Consider the following 16,397-nt stretch of genomic DNA (forward strand, 5'->3'; position numbering starts at 1 on the left):
CGACGCTAGTCGCGGGCGGTTTTGCCGGGGAGGGCGAGCATGCGGTCGAGGGCGAGCCTGGCGTACTTCTCGGTGTCCGGGTCGACCTTGATCGGGTTGACGACGTGGCCGGCGACCAGGTTCTCCAGCGCCCAGACGAAGTGCGGGAGGTCGATCCGGTTCATCGTGGCGCAGTAGCAGACCGCCTTGTCCAGGAACACGATGTTCTTGTCGGTGTGCTGCTTGGCCAGCCGCTGGACCAGGTTGAGCTCGGTGCCGACGGCCCACGACGTACCGGGCTCGGCCGTCTCGAGGGTCTGGATGATGTACTCCGTCGAGCCGACGAGGTCCGCCTTGGTCACGACGTCGTGCCGGCACTCGGGGTGCACGATCACGTTGACGCCTGGGACTCGCGCCCGTACGTCGTCGACCGACTCGGCCGTGAACCGCCCGTGCACCGAGCAGTGCCCGCGCCACAGGATCATCTTCGCCGCGGCCAGTTGCTCACGGGTCAGGCCGCCACCCGGCTTGTGCGGGTCGTAGACCACGCACTCGTCGAGCGAGATGCCCATCTTCAGTACGGCGGTGTTGCGGCCGAGATGCTGGTCCGGCAGGAACAACACCTTCTCGCCCTGCTCGAACGCCCACTCGAGCGCGGTGTCCGCGTTGCTCGACGTACACACCGCGCCGCCGTTGCGGCCGCAGAACGCCTTGATGTCGGCGCTGGAGTTCATGTAGGTGACGGGCACGGTCACGTCCGCGACCCCGGCGTCGGCGAGCGCGTCCCAGGCGGCCTCGACCTGCTGGATCCGGGCCATGTCCGCCATCGAGCAGCCGGCCGCCAGGTCCGGCAGGATCACGGTTTGCTGGTCGTTGGTGAGGATGTCCGCGGACTCGGCCATGAAGTGCACACCGCAGAACACGATGTACGGCGCGTCCGGCCGGTTGGCCGCGTCCCGGGCCAGCTTGAACGAGTCACCGGTGACGTCCGCGAACTGGATCACCTCGTCGCGCTGGTAGTGGTGCCCGAGCACGAACACCTGGTCACCCAGCGCCGCCTTCGCCTTCAGCGCCCGCTCGACCAGATCCGGGTCTGACGCCGGCGGCAACGCGCCCGGGCACTCGACACCCCGCTCCGAGTGCGGGTCGGTGTTCTGTCCCAGGAACAGCAGAGGAAGAGCCTTCGGGCCATCCGCAGTTGTCGTCACGTCAAACATCGTGCCATGCCCCACCCCCGCCGCCGCGTGGTACACGTCACTGCCCGAACTGTGAAATCGCTACCCTCCGAGAGTGAAGATCGCAGGAATGGTGCTCGCCGCCGGAGCCGGCCGCCGGATGGGCAGCCCCAAGGCACTGGTTCACGACCCGGACGGAGTCACCTGGGTGGTGCGCGCCTCGCGGCTGCTCGACGGCGCTGGTTGCTCGCCGGTCCTGGTCGTGGTCGGAGCCGCCGCGGACCACGTACGGGCCGAGCTCACGGGTGAGCCGGTCGAGGTGGTCGAGGCAACCAATTGGGCCGAGGGCATGGGTGCTTCACTCCGCGCCGGCCTGACGACCCTGCAAACCGCAGCCGGGGCCGGGGCCGGGGCCGGAGCCAGGTCCAGGGCCGGGACCGGAGCCGGGACCGACGCCGGGATCGACGCCGTCCTCGTTGTTCCGGTCGACGTCCCGGGCCTGACGGCCGCCGTCATCCGGCGGGTTGCGGCCGCCGGGAGCCGGTCGGCACTGGTACGGGCCGTGTACGGCGGACAGCCCGGGCACCCCGTGCTGCTCGGACGTGACCACTGGGACGGCGTGATCGCGACGGCACGGGGGGACGAGGGCGCCCGCGCGTACCTCAAGCGGCACGAAGTGGTGGAGATCGAGTGTTCGGATCTCGCGGAGGGTGTGGACGTGGACACCGTCGGGCAACTGCCGGAGGGCCACCGGCCGGGCTGAGCCTTGGCATCCCGGGGTGACGGGGCGATGCTGGGCAGATGAACCCCGTCGGCTCCGCGAGTGAGCTTGCCGAGCGTCTGCGGGGGACCGGGTATCTCGCCGGCGAGGGCTTGGCCACGGTCGGGTACCTGGCGCTGGCCCTGCACCGGCCGCTGCTGCTGGAAGGCGAGCCCGGCACCGGCAAGACCTCCCTCGCCGCCGCCCTTGCGGAAGCGCTCGGCGTCGAGCTGATCCGGTTGCAGTGCTACGAAGGCATCGACGCGTCCCAAGCCCTCTACGACTGGGACTTCCCGCGCCAGATCCTGCATCTGCGCACGGTCGAGGCGACCAGCTCCGATGCGGTCGTCGAAGAGGTGGAGAAGAGCCTGTTCGACGAGCGGTTCCTGCTCGCCCGCCCGGTCCTGCGGGCGCTCCGCGAGAGTCCCGCCGTCCTGCTGGTGGACGAGATCGACCGCGCCGACGACGAGTTCGAGGCGTTCCTGCTCGAGGTGCTCTCGACGCACGAGGTGACGATCCCCGAGCTCGGCACGATCACCGCCGACGAGCCGCCGATCGTCGTCCTCACCTCCAACCGCACCCGCGAGGTCCACGACGCGCTGAAGCGCCGTTGCCTCTACCACTGGATCGACCACCCGGGCCTGGCCCGCGAGGTGGAGATCGTCCGCACCCGCCTGCCCGAGGTGTCCGCCCGGCTGGCCGAACAGGTCGCCCGGTCGGTGCAGCGGATGCGTGAACTCGACCTGCTCAAGCCGCCCGGCGTCGCCGAGACCCTCGACTGGGCTCGCGCGCTCGATGCTCTCGGCACCGACATACTCGACGTAGAGACCGCGGCCGCGACCCTCGGCGCGGTCCTGAAATACCGCGAGGACATCGACCGCGTCCGCGCGTCGCTCGACCGGTTGCTGGCGAGCTGAGCCGGAGATGACCACAGCGGATGTCGCCCTGGCCGGCTTCGCATCGGCCCTGCGGCACGCGGGTCTGGCCGTGACCGCCGACCGGGTCCACGTCTTCCTCCGAGCGGTCGCCACCCTCGATGCGACCATGACCGCCGACGTGTACTGGTCCGGCCGAGCCGCGCTCTGCAGTGGACCGGACGATACGGCCAAGTACGACGAGGTCTTCTCGGCCTGGTTCTCCGGGGAGCGGTCGGGCGGCGTTGTCCGCCGTACGCCGCAGTCTTCGGTGCAGGCCGCACTCGATGCCGACGACGGCGCCGCGGGCGAGGACAGCGACCGGACGGTGAACGTCTCCGCGAGTACGACGGAAGTTCTCCGGCACCGCGATGTCGCCGAACTGTCGGCGAGCGACCGGGCCGAGCTGGCGCGACTGTTCGGGACGCTCCGGCCGCGAGTTCCGGTCCGGCGTGCGACGCGGCGACGCCCGTCGTACCGGGGGGAGATCGACCCGCGGCGGATGCTCCGGGCCCAGCTGCGACAGGTCGGCGAGCCGGCCCGCGTCCAGTACCGCCGGCGCGGCACCCGCCCGCGCCGGATCGTCGTACTGGTCGACGTCTCCGGCTCGATGCGCCCGTACGCCGACAGCCTGCTGCGGCTCGCGCACACGATGGTCCAGCAGGCCCCGCGCTCGGTCGAGGTCTTCACCATCGGCACCCGTTTGACCCGGGTGACCCCGGCGCTGCGTCGCCGCGACGCCGAGTTCGCCCTTCGCGCGGCGGGGGACGTCGTACCGGACTGGTCGGGTGGTACCCGCCTCGGCGAGGTGCTGAAGGTGTTCCTGGACCGCTGGGGCCGGCGGGGGATGGCGCGGCGTGCCGTCGTCGTGGTCTGCAGCGACGGATGGGAGCGCGGGGACGCCGCGCTGCTCGGGGCGCAACTGGAGCAACTGGCCGGCCTCGCGCATCGCGTGGTCTGGCTGAATCCGCATCGGGGCAAGCCCGGGTATCTGCCGGTGCAGTCCGGGATCGTCGCCGTCCTGCCGTACGTCGACGACCTCGTCGCCGGCCACAGCCTGGCCAGCTTCGCGGATCTTCTGGAGGTGGTCGCCGATGCGTGACGTGCTGGAGCGGTTGATGACCTGGTGGGACGCGGGGGAGTCGGTTGCCGTGGGCACCGTCGTCGCGACGTTCGACTCCGCGCCGCGGCAACCGGGTGCGGTGATGCTGGTCGGCCCCGGCCTGGAAGCCGTCGGCAGTGTCTCGGGCGGCTGTGTCGAGGGCGCCGTCTACCAGCTCGGTGAGGAGATCCTCGCCTCGGGCGAGCCGGTCCTGCAGCGGTACGGCGTCAGCGACGAGTCGGCCTTCGCCGTGGGCCTCACCTGCGGCGGGATCATCGACATCTTCGTGGAGCGGGTCGACCGGACGTCGTACCCGGAGCTCGCCGAGGTGGCCGGCGACATCGCCGCCGGGCGTCCGGTGGCGGTGGCGACCGTGGTCGCGCATCCGGATCCGGCGCGGGTCGGGCGACGGCTGGTGGTCAGACCGGAGGGCCGGGCGGTCGCCGGGAGTCTCGGGTCGGAGCGGGCCGACGACGCGGTGGTCGACGATGCTCGCGGACTGCTGGAGAACGGCCGTACGGAGACGTTGGAGTACGGGCCGGACGGGCAGCGGCGAGGCGAGGGGATGCGGGTGTTCGTGTCGTCGTACGCACCGGTGCCGCGGTTGCTGGTGTTCGGGGCGATCGACTTCGCGGCGGCGGTCGCGCGGCTCGGGTCGTTCCTCGGCTATCGCGTGACGGTCTGTGACGCACGGGCGGTTTTCGCGACCGCTTCGCGCTTCCCGTCCGCCGACGAGGTGATCGTCGACTGGCCGCATCGCTACCTGTCCGCCGAGGCCGCGGCGGGCCGGATCGACGGCCGGACCGCGATCTGTGTGCTCACCCACGACCCGAAGTTCGACGTACCGCTGCTGGAGGTCGCGCTGCGTCTGCCCGAGGTCGCTTACATCGGTGCAATGGGCTCCCGCCGTACGCATGACGACCGCCTGGAACGGCTCCGGGAGGCCGGCCTCACCGACGCCGAGCTGGATCGTCTCGCCAGTCCGATCGGCCTCGACCTCGGCGCCCGCACGCCGGAAGAGACCGCCGTCAGCATCGCCGCCGAGATCATCGCCCAGCACTGGGGCGGTGCCGGCGACCGCCTCTCGCGACGCGCGGGCCGCATCCACCACTGATCCGATCTCTTGTGGTCGAGATCACAGCGGAGCAGGATCAACCGTACGGCGGTTGCTGACATCTGGAGGCGGGGCGATGACCCGGATCACGGTCGAGGTCGACGGAAGCAGCTTCACGGACGACGTGGAGCCGCGCACGCTGCTGGTGCATTATCTGCGCGAGCAGCTGGGGAAGACGGGCACTGTGGTCGGCTGTGACACCGGCAACTGCGGCGCCTGCACAGTGCACCTGGACGGACGGAGCGTGAAGTCCTGCTCGCTGTTCGCGGTCCAGGCCGACGGGCACGAGGTGACCACGATCGAGGGCCTCGCGACCGATGGGCAGCTGCACCCGATGCAGCAGGCCTTCCACGAGAACCATGCCTTGCAGTGTGGATACTGCACACCCGGCATGATCATGCAATCCATCGATCTGATTGCCGACAATCCGGATCCCACCGAGGACGAGGTCCGCCTCGGCCTCGAGGGCAACCTCTGCCGCTGCACCGGCTATCAGAACATCGTCAAGGCCGTCCGGGCCGCAGCCGCCGCCGGAGGTGGCCGATGACCACCACCGAGGACCGCCCGGCGACCGAGATCGGCGCCCCGCGCCGCCGCAAGGAGGACGCGCGCCTGATCACCGGCCGGACCCGCTGGACCGACAACATCGTCCTGCCCGGCATGCTGCACCTCGCGATGGTCCGGAGCCCGTTCGCGCACGCCCGGATCACCGCCATCGACACCGCGGCGGCCCGCGCTTCCACCGGCGTGATCGCCGTCCTGACCGGTGCGGACATCGCCGACGAGCAAGGCGCCCTGCCGAACGCCTGGCAGGTCACCCCGGATCAGAAGGCGCCGGTGCACCCGGCCATGGCGGTCGACCACGTCGCCTTCGCGGGTGAGATCGTTGCCATGGTCGTCGCGCGTAACGCGGCTGAGGCGAACGACGCCGCCGACCTCGTCGACGTGGACTACGAGGAATTGCCGCCGATGCTCGACCTGCGGTCCGCGGCAACGGACGAGGTGCTCGCCCATCCGGATCTCGGCACGAATGTCTCCGCGGTCTGGAAGTACGACTCGGCCGAATCCGGTACCGGCGGCGACGTCGAGGCGGCGATCGCGGCCGCCCGCGACGGCGGGATCGTGATCGAGAAGGAGATCCGTCAGCAGCGGCTCATCCCGGCGTTCATGGAACCACGGGCGATCGCCGTCGACCCGACCCCGGAGCAGCTCACCATCTGGTCCTCCACGCAGGTGCCGCACTTCGTCCGGATCTTCACCTCACTGGTGCTCGGCATCCCGGAGTCCAAGGTCCGGGTGATCGCGCCGGACGTCGGCGGCGGCTTCGGCGGCAAGCTCCAGTTCACCCCGGAAGAGGTGCTGACCGTCGTCGCGGCCCGCCGGACCGGTAAGCCCTGCAAGTACAACGAGACCAGGTCAGAGTCGTTCATGTCCGGGCACCACGGGCGGGACCAGTGGCAGAAGGTCACGCTGGCGGCGGACGCCGACGGCACGGTGACCGGCCTCAAGGTCGAGCTCGTCGTGAACATGGGCGCCTACCTCGGCCTGGTCACGTCGGCGATCCCGCTGCTTGGCGCATTCATGTTCAACGGGATCTACAAGTTTCCCTCGTACCAGCTCGGCATCACGAACGTCTTCACCAACCTGACCTGGACCGACGCATACCGTGGCGCCGGCCGGCCGGAGGCGACGTTCGCGATCGAGCGGTTGATGGACGAGCTCGCGGCCCGCGTCGGCGTCGACGCGCTGGAGATCCGGGAGCGGAACTGGATCAAGCACGAGGAGTTCCCGTTCAGCACCGTGTCCGGGCTGCGGTACGACTCGGGCAACTACGAGGCCGCGACCGCGAAGGCGCGCGAACTCTTCCGGTACGACGAACTCCGCAAGGAGCAGGCGGAACGCCGGGCGGCCGGCGACCCGGTCCAGCTCGGCATCGGCGTCTCGACGTACACCGAGATGTGTGGGCTGGCGCCGTCGCGCTGGCTCGGCTCGATGGGGTACGTCGCCGGCGGCTGGGAGCACGCGTCGGTCCGGATGCTGCCGACCGGGAAGGTCGAGGTGGTGACTGGAACGAGCCCACACGGGCAGGGTCACGAGACCGCGTGGAGCCAGTTGGTGGCCGACCGGCTGGGTGTCGCCTTCGAGGACGTCGAAGTACTGCACGGCGACACGCAGGTCGCCGCGCGCGGCCTGGACACGTACGGGTCCCGCTCGCTGGCGGTCGGCGGGATGGCGGTGCTGGCCGCCGCCGACAAGGTGATCGAGAAGGCGAAGCCGATCGCGGCCCAGTTGCTGGAGGCAAACGTCGACGACCTCGAGTTCTCCGCCGGGCGCTACGGCGTCCGCGGCACGGACGCGGGGATGACGCTGGCCGAACTCGCGTTCGCCGTCCTCCAGGCGCACAAGCTCGGCGGGTCCGCGGAGAGCCATCTCGACGCGGAGGCGACGCACGACCCGGAGGACTTCTCGTACCCGCACGGCACGCACCTGTGCGCGGTGGAGGTCGACACCGAGACCGGTGAGACGAAGATCCGCTCGTACGTGAGCGTCGACGATGTCGGCGTGGTCGTCAATCCACTGATCGTCGAGGGGCAGGTGCACGGCGGTTTGGCGCAGGGCATCGCGCAGGCCCTGTTCGAGGAGGCGGTGCACGACGATTCCGGCACGCTGGTCACCGGGTCGTTCGACCAGTATCTGGTGCCGGGTGCGCCCGATCTGCCGAGGTTCGAGACGGCACGCACAGAGACTCCGGCGACGACGAACCAGCTGGGTGTGAAGGGTGTCGGCGAGGCCGGCACGATCGCGTCCACGCCGGCGGTTGTCAATGCGATCGTCGACGCGGTCCGGCATCTCGGCGTGACGGATGTCGCGATGCCGTGTACGCCGTACCGCGTGTGGAAGGCGTTGCAGGAAGGAGCTCGGTCATGATTCCCGCGGCGTTCGAGTACTTCAGCCCGACGTCGGTGGACGAGGCGGTGGCCTTGCTGCGTGAGCACTCCGACGCGAAGGTACTGGCCGGTGGGCAGAGCCTGATGCCGGTGCTGCGGTTGCGGCTGGCGGCGCCCGAGACGATCGTCGACCTCGGCAAGATCGACGAGCTGCGGGGCATCCGCGACGACGGCGACGCACTGGTCCTCGGCGCGATGACACCGCACAGCACGGTGCAGTCCGATCCGCTGGTCGGCGAGCATGCCCGGTTGATTTCGTTGGCGACGGCAACGGTCGGGGATCCGCAGATCCGGCACCGCGGCACGTTCGGCGGCTCGCTCGCCCACGCCGATCCAGCCGGTGATCTCCCCGCGGTGGCGGTCGCACTCGACGCGTCGTTCGTGATCGCCGGGCCGGACGGTCGGCGTACCGTGGCCGCGGCGGACTTCTTCCAGGGGGTGTTCAGTACGGCGCTCGCCGAGGACGAACTGCTGGTCGAGATCCGGGTGCCGAAGTACACCGGTTGGGGAGCGCACTACGAGAAGTTCAACCGGGTCGCCCAGGCGTGGTCGATCGTCTCCGTCGCGGCGGCCGTCCGGCTGGACGGCGACTCGATCGCGGAGGCGCGCGTTGCGCTCGGCAACATGGGGTCGACGCCGATCCGGGCGGCCGCGGTCGAGGACGCGCTGATCGGCCGGCCGGCGACCGCCGAGGCCGTGCGCGAGGCCGCTGCCCGGGCCGCGGAGGGGACGTCGCCGGTGACCGACATCAATGGTGATGCGGACTATCGGCGGCACCTGGCGACGGTACTCACCCGCCGGGCGGTCCTGGCTGCGGCAGGTACCGGATGAGGCTGGAGCACAAGTTCGTCGTACCGGCTCCGATCGAGCAGACCTGGGCCGCGTTCAACGACCTCGAACGGGTGGTGCCGTGTTTCCCCGGCGCCACCCTGACGTCGTACGACGGCAACGAGTTCATCGGCTCGTGCAAGGTGAAGCTCGGGCCGGTGTCCTTGCAGTACTCCGGTAACGGCGCCTTCGCGGAGCGCGATCCGGCGGATCACCACGCGGTGATCGAGGCCAAGGGCAAGGACCGTCGCGGCAACGGCACCGCGACCGCCCGCGTCACCGCCCAGCTCGCCGCGGCCGGCCCGGACTCCACCGAGGTCACCGTCGGCACCGACCTCACCATCACCGGCCGCCCCGCCCAGTTCGGCCGCGGCCTGATCCAGGACGTCTCCAACCAGCTCCTGGACCAATTCACCGCCTGCCTGACAACCAAACTGAAAACACCTGCCGACTCGCCACAACCCGCCGACCCGGCCCAACCCGCCGACCCGGCCCAATCCGCCGGCCCGGGACAATCCGCCGGCCCGGGACAATCCGCCGGCCCGGCGCAATCCGCGGGCTCGGCACGACCCGCCGCCGACTCGGCACAACCCGCCGGCACGGCGCGACCTGCGGAGGCGGCGAGTGGGGCTGCGCCCGCGGAGTCGTCCTCGCCAACCGCGTCCACCACACCGCGGATGTCGGCCACACCACCGTCGAGCTCGGCCACCGACCCGGCACCAGCCGAAGCCCCGGCCCTGAACCTCGCCAGCACCCTCCTCCCCGTCCTGGCCCGCCGCCTCGCCCCCTACCTCATCGGCGCCGTCCTAGCCCTCATCCTCCGCCGCCTGTTCCGCCGCTGACCAACGCCTGGGTTCCGGGGAAGTTGTCAGCCGGCGCGCAGGGCCTGCCGACTGAGGTGGTCGGCGGCGCGGGTCGTCTCCGGCAACCGGTACGACGGCGTCAGCCGAAGTACGTGCTGAACGGCGGCCGGCAAACTCACCCGATGCCCAACCGACACGTACACAGGCTTAACCCCGTCCTGTGTCCGCACCACCGCTCCCACCACCTCGCCTGCATCCACCAGTTCAGTGGTCGCACCCCGCTCCCACCCCGGCTCGTCGTACGAACCCACGAACGCCATCTTCGCCACCCCGATCGCCGGGATCCCCGTCAGTACGCCGAGGTGACAAGCCAGCCCGAACCGCCGCGGATGAGCCACTCCCTGCCCGTCACACACCAGCAAGTCGGGGGTCGTGCCAAGCCGGTCCAACGCGGCCAGCAAGGCGGGCACCTCACGGAACGCGAACAAGCCCGGCACATACGGGAATGTCGTCTCGCCGAACACCACGGCTCGGTCGACCTCCCCGAGCGCGTCCCAGTCCAGTACGACGACTGCGGCCGACAGCCAATCCCCGTCGTACGCGACATCGAGCCCTGCGACGTACTGCGGACTCCTGCCCGTATCCGTCCGGTCGACCAGCCCGCGCAACTCCTCCTGCACGGCGATCGCCTCGGCGGCGGTGGTCGGCGATTGCATCGAGCCACCCCAGTGCCGCGTCAAGCAAGGTTGGCGAAGTAATCCGGAGTCACCACCACCCCGTGGCCGGCCGCGGCAGTCAGGTGCGGGGTTCACCTCTGATCTGGCCCCTTCACCCCTCGTGTGCGATGGGTAGAAGGGTGCAGCTGCGAGGTTCTCCCCGGAAATTGACCCGTGTGGGAAGCCACGTGCGGTAATGACGCCAACGATTCTTGGCGAGGCAGTGGCTACAGCTGCGGTGGTCCGCCGGGCGGCCACTCGACCAGTTCGATCCGGTAGCCGTCGGGGTCGGTGAGCCAGGAGGTCTTCGGGCCGTCCGGGCCGCCGGGGAGTTCTGGCAGCGCCGGCTCGAGGCCGGCGGCGGTCAGCCGGTCGATGGTGGCGCTGAGTGAGTCGACCTCGATCGCGAAGTGCTCGAAGCCGCCGGTCTCGATCGACCCGTCGGCCGGCCGGTGCACGAGCTCGAGCGACACGGCCGGTTCGTCGGGGAGCTTCAGCCAGACAAGGCTGGAGCCGTCGTCGAACGGCACGGTGCTGAGCTCGGTGTAGCCCACGGCCCGGTAGAAGGCGAGCGACCGCTCAAGGTCACTCACGCGGAACGCGAAGAGGATCGTCTTCATGTCGACGATCCAACTGTCGACCACCAGGCCCGTCAACGCTTGGGGGTAGGAGAGGATGTCGGCATGCGAGTGCTGATTGCGCCGGACAAGTTCGCGGGCACGTTGACGGCCGTGGAGGCGGCCGCGGCCATCGAGGAAGGATGGCGGCGGCGGGATCCGGAGGCCGAGGTACTGGTGGCGCCGATGGCGGACGGCGGGCCCGGGTTCATCGACGTACTCTCGGCGGTCGTCGGCGGGACGCTGCTGTCGGTCACCGTTCGCGGACCGCTCGGCGACGACACCCCGGCGACGGTGCTGCTCGCGGGCGAAACGGCGTACGTCGAGACCGCGCAGGCGTGCGGGTTGCACCTCGTGGAGCCGAAGCTGCGCCGGCCCGAGGACGCGACGACGTACGGCGTGGGTCAGCTGATCGCGGCCGCGGTCGACGCCGGGGCGAAGCGGATCATCCTCGGACTCGGCGGCTCAGGCACGAACGACGCCGGCGCCGGACTACTCGCCGCCCTCGGCGCCACGGCAACCAGCGGTCATCAGACGCCCGGCGGTGATCAAGCAGCCGATGGTGGTCAGACGGCCGATGGTGGTCAGACGGCCGATGGTGGTCAGACGACCGGCGGTGGTCAAGCAGCCGATGGTGGGCGGGCGAGCGGCGGTGATTCGGCGGCGGGTGGTCGGCTGGACGCGGGGGCCGCTGGGCTGGCCGGGTTGACCTCGGTGGACCTGGAGCCGGCTCGGGCGCGGATGGTGGGGATCGAGTTCGTCGCGGCGAGTGACGTCGAGAACCCGATGCTCGGGCTCCGTGGCGCCACCAACATCTTCGGCACGCAGAAGGGGATCACCGACGACCGCAAGCCCCCGGTTGACGGGTGGCTGACCCACTTCGCCGAGCTGGCCGATCGGAAGACCGCGGACAAGAAGGGCGCCGGCGCCGCGGGCGGGCTCGGGTACGCGCTGCTGCTGCTCGGCGCCGAGCGGGTGTCCGGGATCGACCTGGTCGCGGAGCTGACCGGGCTGAAGGAGAAGGCGTCGCGGGTGGACCTGGTGCTCAGCGGCGAGGGTGCGTTCGATTTCCAGTCCCGCGACGGCAAGGTGATCGCTGGGGTCGCGAAGGTGGCGAACGACGCGATGCGGCCCTGCGTCGTACTGGCCGGCAAGGTCCTCATCGGGGCTCGCGAGATGCGCACGATGGGCGTCGAGTCGGCGTACTCCTTGGTGGACCTGGTCGGCGAGGAGCGCGCCTTCGCGGATGCACACGGATCGCTCGCGGCGGTTGCGGAGCGTGTTGCCCGCACCTGGGCTCGCTGACCAGCCTGTGACCGGGGTAGTTGATCCTGGAAATTGGTGTGCGACCATGGGAATGGTTCCGGATCGGCGCTTGTTGGTGCGGAATGACAGCGGACTTTCCGCGCACGGCTGCCTGCCACGCAGCCGGGCGCTCACGAGATGACTGGAGTCAGGAATGACTGAAGCGCAGACCGAGCAGGCCGTCGCCACGGGTGTGATCCTCACCGACGGGGCCGCCGCCAAGGTGAAGGCGCTGCTCGAGCAGGAAGGTCGCGACGACCTCGCGCTGCGGGTCGCCGTGCAGCCGGGTGGTTGCTCCGGCCTGCGGTACCAGCTGTTCTTCGACGAGCGTCAGCTCGACGGCGATGTGGTCGCCGGTTTCGGTGGCGTGAACGTCGTGACGGACCGGATGAGCGCGCCGTACCTGAAGGGCGCCTCGATCGACTTCGTCGACACGATCGAGAAGCAGGGCTTCACGATCGACAACCCGAACGCCACCGGCTCCTGCGCCTGCGGCGATTCGTTCAACTGATCTACCGCCGAAGCCCCGCTCGCCACACTAGGCGAGCGGGGCTTCGTCATGCCCGGATCAGTGCGCCGAGGCTCCTTCGCGGGCCTGCTTCGGCAACAGCCAGGTCACCGCGAGGCTGATCAGGAACATCCCGATCGCGACCAGGACGGCCGTCTTGGTGGCGCCGAGGAACGCGTGCGCCGGCAGCAGCTGGAAGAAGATCGTGCCGATCACGGCGACCCCGATCGCGCCGCCGAACTGCTGCACAGCGGTCAGTACGCCGGACGCCGACCCCGCGGCCTGGTCGTCGATCGATGCCAGGATGATGTCGAACAGCGGCGCGAACACCAGGCCGGCACCGATCCCGGTGGCGAGGGTCGCCGGCACCAGATTCCAGATCGTGGTCGCATCGCCGTACGTGTGCAGGGTGAACCAGACACCGCCCATCGCCAGCGTCATCACCGCGACGCCCAGCTGTAGCGCCTTCCGGCCGAGCTTCGGAGCGAGCAGGCCGCCGGACAGCGGCGCGCCGATCGCGATCCCGAGCGAGAACGGCACCATCGCGAGGCCGGCCTTCAGCGGGCTGTAGTGCAGTCCGAGCTGGGTGAACAGGTTGAAGACCAGCATGAAGCCGGACATCGCCAGGAAGAACGTGGTGATCACGCCGAGTCCGGCGACGTACCCGCGGTTGCGGAACAGGGACGGGTCGATCACCGGGTTGCCGGACCGGCGCTCACGCCGGCCGAACAGGACGAACGTCGGCACCGACGCGACCATCATCAGGATTGTCCACAACGGCCAGCCGAGCTCGCGGCCCTGGACCAGGGGGTAGATCAGCAGACCGGACGCGAGGCTGACCAGGATCACACCGGCCGCGTCGAGCCGGGACGCGCCCGGCGTTTTCACCTCGGGCATGAACCGGAGCGCGCCGACCAGGGCCGCGATGCCGATCGGGACGTTGATGAAGAAGATCATCCGCCAGCCGGCGTCGAACCAGTTCGCGTCGATCAGGGCACCGGCGATGATCGGCCCGGCCACCGCCGACAGGCCCATCACCGGTCCGAACATCGCGAACGCCTTGCCGATCTCTTCCGCCGGGAAGACCGCCTTCAGGATCGCGAAGCCCTGCGGGATCATCACCGCGCCGAGCAGACCTTGCGCGACCCGACTGCCGATCAGCAGCTCAGGGCTTGTCGACAATCCGCAGATCACGGAGGCGACCGTGAACCCGACGGCGCCGATCAGGAAAAGCCGTCGCCGGCCGACCAGGTCGCCGAGCCGGCCGAAGCTGATCAGCCCGATCGCGAACGCCAGCGTGTAGCCGGCCAGCATCCACTGCATCGCCGACTCCGACCCGCCCAGCTCGGCCCGGATCGACGGCGCCGCGATGTTGACGATCGTCGCGTCGACCAGGTCCATGATCTCGGCGATCAGCACGGTCGCGAGGACGAGCCAGCGCCAGCGGTACGGCGTACTCGCGGAGCCGGTCGGTGGTTGGGCGGCCGGGTTGGCCGGGGTGGCCGGGGTGACAGGCGTGGCCGGGTCGGCCGAGGAGGTGGCGGTCGAGGTGCTCATCGGTGGCTCCTGAAATTGCGAACGGTGTTCGTTGACGAACACTGTTCTACGTGCGAACAGTGTTCTTGTCAAGTACGGTGTTCGCTACAGTGGGGCCATGACCCAGTCGCCGTGGCAGCCGATCAGTCCCGAGAAGCCCGTCCGCGCGGCCCGCGCGCCGCTGACCCGGGAGCGGATCGTCGACGCGGCCATGCGGGTGCTGGTCGAGCAGGGGTACGAGGCCGTGTCCATGCGCAAGGTCGCCTCGGCGCTCGGGACCGGACCTGCGTCGCTCTACGCGCACGTCGCGAACAAGAAGGAGCTCGATCAGCTGCTGGTCGACCGCGCGGCGCAGGACATGAAGCTCCCGGAGACGCCGGATCCGGAGCGCTGGCAGGAGCAACTGAAGGACGCGATGCGTGAACTGCTTCGGGTGATGCGGGCCAACCCGGGCGTCGCCCGAGCCGCGATCGGTCAGGTACCGCTGGGGGAGCGGGCCCTGCTCAGCACCGAACGGATCCTCGGCATCCTCAAGGCCGGCAACCTTCCCGACCAGGCCGCCGCCTGGGCCGTCGACCTGATCCCGCTCTACGTCACGGCGATCGCCTTCGAGGAGAGCGTGCAGGGAGCCGCCGGCTGGACCGAAGCAGACGTCGAAAGCTTCATCGCCGGCCTCCGCAACTTCTTCGCCTCCCTCCCCGCCGACCGCTACCCCCTGACCATCGCCCTCGCGGGCCCGCTCACCTCCGGCGCCAACACCGACGCCCGCTTCGAATTCGGCCTCACCGTCATAGTCGCCGGCCTAGCCGCCCTAGCCGAAACCCCATAACCCCAGCCCCAGCCCGCGCTCCCAGCCCCAGCCCCGCGCCGCGTCCGGCCTCTCCCGGCCTGCGCGGCGCCCTACCCGACCTCGCCGAAAGAGCCGCAATCCCAGCCCCGCGCTGCGGCCGCACCTTCGTCGGGTCTACCTATTCGCCGATGCCTGGCTGCATGCCACAGCCTGACTACTCGCCACAGCCTGACTACTCGCCACAGCCTGACTACTCGCCAAGGCTTGACGGCTCGATCGGCTCTTGGAGTTCGGTGACCCAGTCAGCCGGGTCGTCCGGACAGTCGAGGTACAGCTCCCGCGCAGGCTCCCTGGACCGATAGCCGTTGTCGTCGATCCAGCGAGCCAGCGCCTGCCACGCAGGCAGCACCTGGTCGATCGGCCCGCGATACACCAGCGTCGCAGCACGCACCGCTGGCAGATCAATCACCTCAAGCCCATTGAGGTCGCCACCAGCCCGTTGCGCCTTGCCACCGGTCCGTTGCGCGTTGCCGCCTGGCCGTTCCGCGTCGCCGACAACCCGTTCCGCGTCGCCACGAGCCCGTTCGGTGTTGCCGCCGGCCACCTCCTGGTTGCTGTCAGCCCCCTTCAGGTTGCTGCCGGCATCGACAGTGGCCGGGACAGTCGCGCGTACGACGACCTCGTCCTCGTTCTCACCCGACTGCGGTCGCGACCGTTCGTACAGACACGTCAAGCGGCCGACCGGTCGGACATCGGCATCGGGGAGCCGGCAGCCGAGTTCGTTACAGAGGGGACGGACGACCGGGCTGATGTCCTCCGGCGTGAAGCTCGCAGCTGTCGTGGTCAGTCCGACCAGCCGGATCGCGGGCAGTTCCTTGATCACGACGTCGGCGGCGGGCAGGTCGCCCGTGATGCCACGCAGCCGCGACTCGACTTGCGCAAGCCGGGCGTAGCTCTCGGCGACGGTCGACTCCAGTTCCGCACGTCGGATTGTCAACAATGCGCGCAGCTCGGCCGGGCTGATCTCGTCCGCGATCATCGTCCGCACCTGCTCGAGCCCGAACCCGAGATCCTTCAACGCGACGATCCGGTTCAGGTCGGCGAACTGCCCGGCGGTGTAACTGCGATAGCCCGTCGTCGGATCGACGTACGCCGGCCGGAGCAGCCCAATCGCGTCGTAATGCCGCAACATCCGAACCGACACCCGCCCGTGCCGCGCGAACTCCCCGATGGCGAACAATCCCCACTCCCTTCCAACTCGACGCTAACGCACGCCCACCCGGACCGAGGCTCGCGCACTCC

16 protein-coding genes are annotated in these 16,397 nt (G+C 69.9%); 11 read left to right on the forward strand and 5 right to left on the reverse strand.

Going from position 1 to position 16,397, the window contains the following annotated elements; all coding sequences use genetic code 11:
* Nucleotides 1-5: 5 nt before the first annotated feature.
* A complete protein-coding gene (nadA, locus tag ACXC9Q_RS33265) occupies nt 6-1,187 on the reverse strand; it encodes a quinolinate synthase NadA (RefSeq protein ID WP_457060620.1) in 1,182 nt (393 codons plus the stop codon).
* An 82-nt stretch (nt 1,188-1,269) separates the two neighbouring features.
* On the opposite strand from nadA, the gene ACXC9Q_RS33270 reads away from it, so the two are divergent.
* From ACXC9Q_RS33270 to ACXC9Q_RS33305, 8 genes are all read left to right on the forward strand, one after another.
* Nucleotides 1,270-1,917: a nucleotidyltransferase family protein gene (locus ACXC9Q_RS33270; protein WP_457060621.1), complete on the forward strand. Its 648-nt coding sequence runs from the start codon at nt 1,270-1,272 to the stop codon at nt 1,915-1,917.
* Between the two features lie 38 nt (nt 1,918-1,955).
* Nucleotides 1,956-2,831 carry an AAA family ATPase gene (locus tag ACXC9Q_RS33275; protein ID WP_328521936.1) on the forward strand — a complete coding sequence of 292 codons (876 nt, stop codon included), beginning with the start codon at nt 1,956-1,958 and terminating at the stop codon, nt 2,829-2,831.
* A gap of 7 nt (nt 2,832-2,838) precedes the next feature.
* Nucleotides 2,839-3,930 carry a vWA domain-containing protein gene (locus ACXC9Q_RS33280; RefSeq protein WP_457060622.1) on the forward strand — a complete coding sequence of 364 codons (1,092 nt, stop codon included), beginning with the start codon at nt 2,839-2,841 and terminating at the stop codon, nt 3,928-3,930.
* Complete coding sequence (locus ACXC9Q_RS33285) at nt 3,923-5,044, forward strand: XdhC family protein (RefSeq protein WP_457060623.1); 1,122 nt, start codon at nt 3,923-3,925, stop codon at nt 5,042-5,044. The genes ACXC9Q_RS33280 and ACXC9Q_RS33285 overlap by 8 nt, the downstream gene beginning before the upstream one ends.
* Nucleotides 5,045-5,120: 76 nt before the next feature.
* Complete coding sequence (locus ACXC9Q_RS33290) at nt 5,121-5,591, forward strand: (2Fe-2S)-binding protein (protein WP_328521933.1); 471 nt, start codon at nt 5,121-5,123, stop codon at nt 5,589-5,591.
* Nucleotides 5,588-7,972 carry a xanthine dehydrogenase family protein molybdopterin-binding subunit gene (locus ACXC9Q_RS33295; protein WP_457060624.1) on the forward strand — a complete coding sequence of 795 codons (2,385 nt, stop codon included), beginning with the start codon at nt 5,588-5,590 and terminating at the stop codon, nt 7,970-7,972. The genes ACXC9Q_RS33290 and ACXC9Q_RS33295 overlap by 4 nt, the downstream gene beginning before the upstream one ends.
* On the forward strand, nt 7,969-8,823 hold the full coding sequence (locus tag ACXC9Q_RS33300) for an FAD binding domain-containing protein (protein ID WP_457060625.1): 855 nt from the start codon (nt 7,969-7,971) through the stop codon (nt 8,821-8,823). The genes ACXC9Q_RS33295 and ACXC9Q_RS33300 overlap by 4 nt, the downstream gene beginning before the upstream one ends.
* Nucleotides 8,820-9,662, forward strand: a complete 843-nt coding sequence (locus ACXC9Q_RS33305; RefSeq protein ID WP_457060626.1) for an SRPBCC domain-containing protein — start codon at nt 8,820-8,822, stop codon at nt 9,660-9,662. The genes ACXC9Q_RS33300 and ACXC9Q_RS33305 overlap by 4 nt, the downstream gene beginning before the upstream one ends.
* 26 nt (nt 9,663-9,688) lie before the next feature.
* Here ACXC9Q_RS33305 and nfi read toward each other — a convergent pair whose 3' ends face one another.
* The gene (gene nfi / locus ACXC9Q_RS33310; RefSeq protein ID WP_457060627.1) at nt 9,689-10,339 is read right to left on the reverse strand and encodes a deoxyribonuclease V; all 651 of its coding nucleotides are present in this window, start codon (nt 10,337-10,339) and stop codon (nt 9,689-9,691) included.
* Nucleotides 10,340-10,566: 227 nt separating this feature from the next.
* Entirely contained in the window at nt 10,567-10,959 is a 393-nt protein-coding gene (locus ACXC9Q_RS33315; RefSeq protein ID WP_457060628.1) for a VOC family protein, read from the reverse strand.
* Between the two features lie 63 nt (nt 10,960-11,022).
* Between ACXC9Q_RS33315 and ACXC9Q_RS33320 the strand changes: the two genes are divergently transcribed.
* Entirely contained in the window at nt 11,023-12,261 is a 1,239-nt protein-coding gene (locus ACXC9Q_RS33320) for a glycerate kinase family protein (RefSeq protein ID WP_457060629.1), read from the forward strand.
* A 154-nt stretch (nt 12,262-12,415) separates the two neighbouring features.
* Nucleotides 12,416-12,772: a HesB/IscA family protein gene (locus ACXC9Q_RS33325; protein ID WP_328521926.1), complete on the forward strand. Its 357-nt coding sequence runs from the start codon at nt 12,416-12,418 to the stop codon at nt 12,770-12,772.
* A 57-nt stretch (nt 12,773-12,829) separates the two neighbouring features.
* On the opposite strand, the gene ACXC9Q_RS33330 is transcribed toward ACXC9Q_RS33325, so the two are convergent.
* Entirely contained in the window at nt 12,830-14,326 is a 1,497-nt protein-coding gene (locus tag ACXC9Q_RS33330) for a DHA2 family efflux MFS transporter permease subunit (RefSeq protein ID WP_457060630.1), read from the reverse strand.
* Between the two features lie 97 nt (nt 14,327-14,423).
* On the opposite strand from ACXC9Q_RS33330, the gene ACXC9Q_RS33335 reads away from it, so the two are divergent.
* A complete protein-coding gene (locus ACXC9Q_RS33335; RefSeq protein ID WP_457060631.1) occupies nt 14,424-15,134 on the forward strand; it encodes a TetR/AcrR family transcriptional regulator in 711 nt (236 codons plus the stop codon).
* 211 nt (nt 15,135-15,345) lie between these two features.
* Here ACXC9Q_RS33335 and ACXC9Q_RS33340 read toward each other — a convergent pair whose 3' ends face one another.
* Complete coding sequence (locus tag ACXC9Q_RS33340; RefSeq protein WP_457060632.1) at nt 15,346-16,335, reverse strand: MerR family transcriptional regulator; 990 nt, start codon at nt 16,333-16,335, stop codon at nt 15,346-15,348.
* Nucleotides 16,336-16,397 lie beyond the last annotated feature (62 nt).

Source organism: Kribbella sp. CWNU-51, from assembly GCF_054073265.1.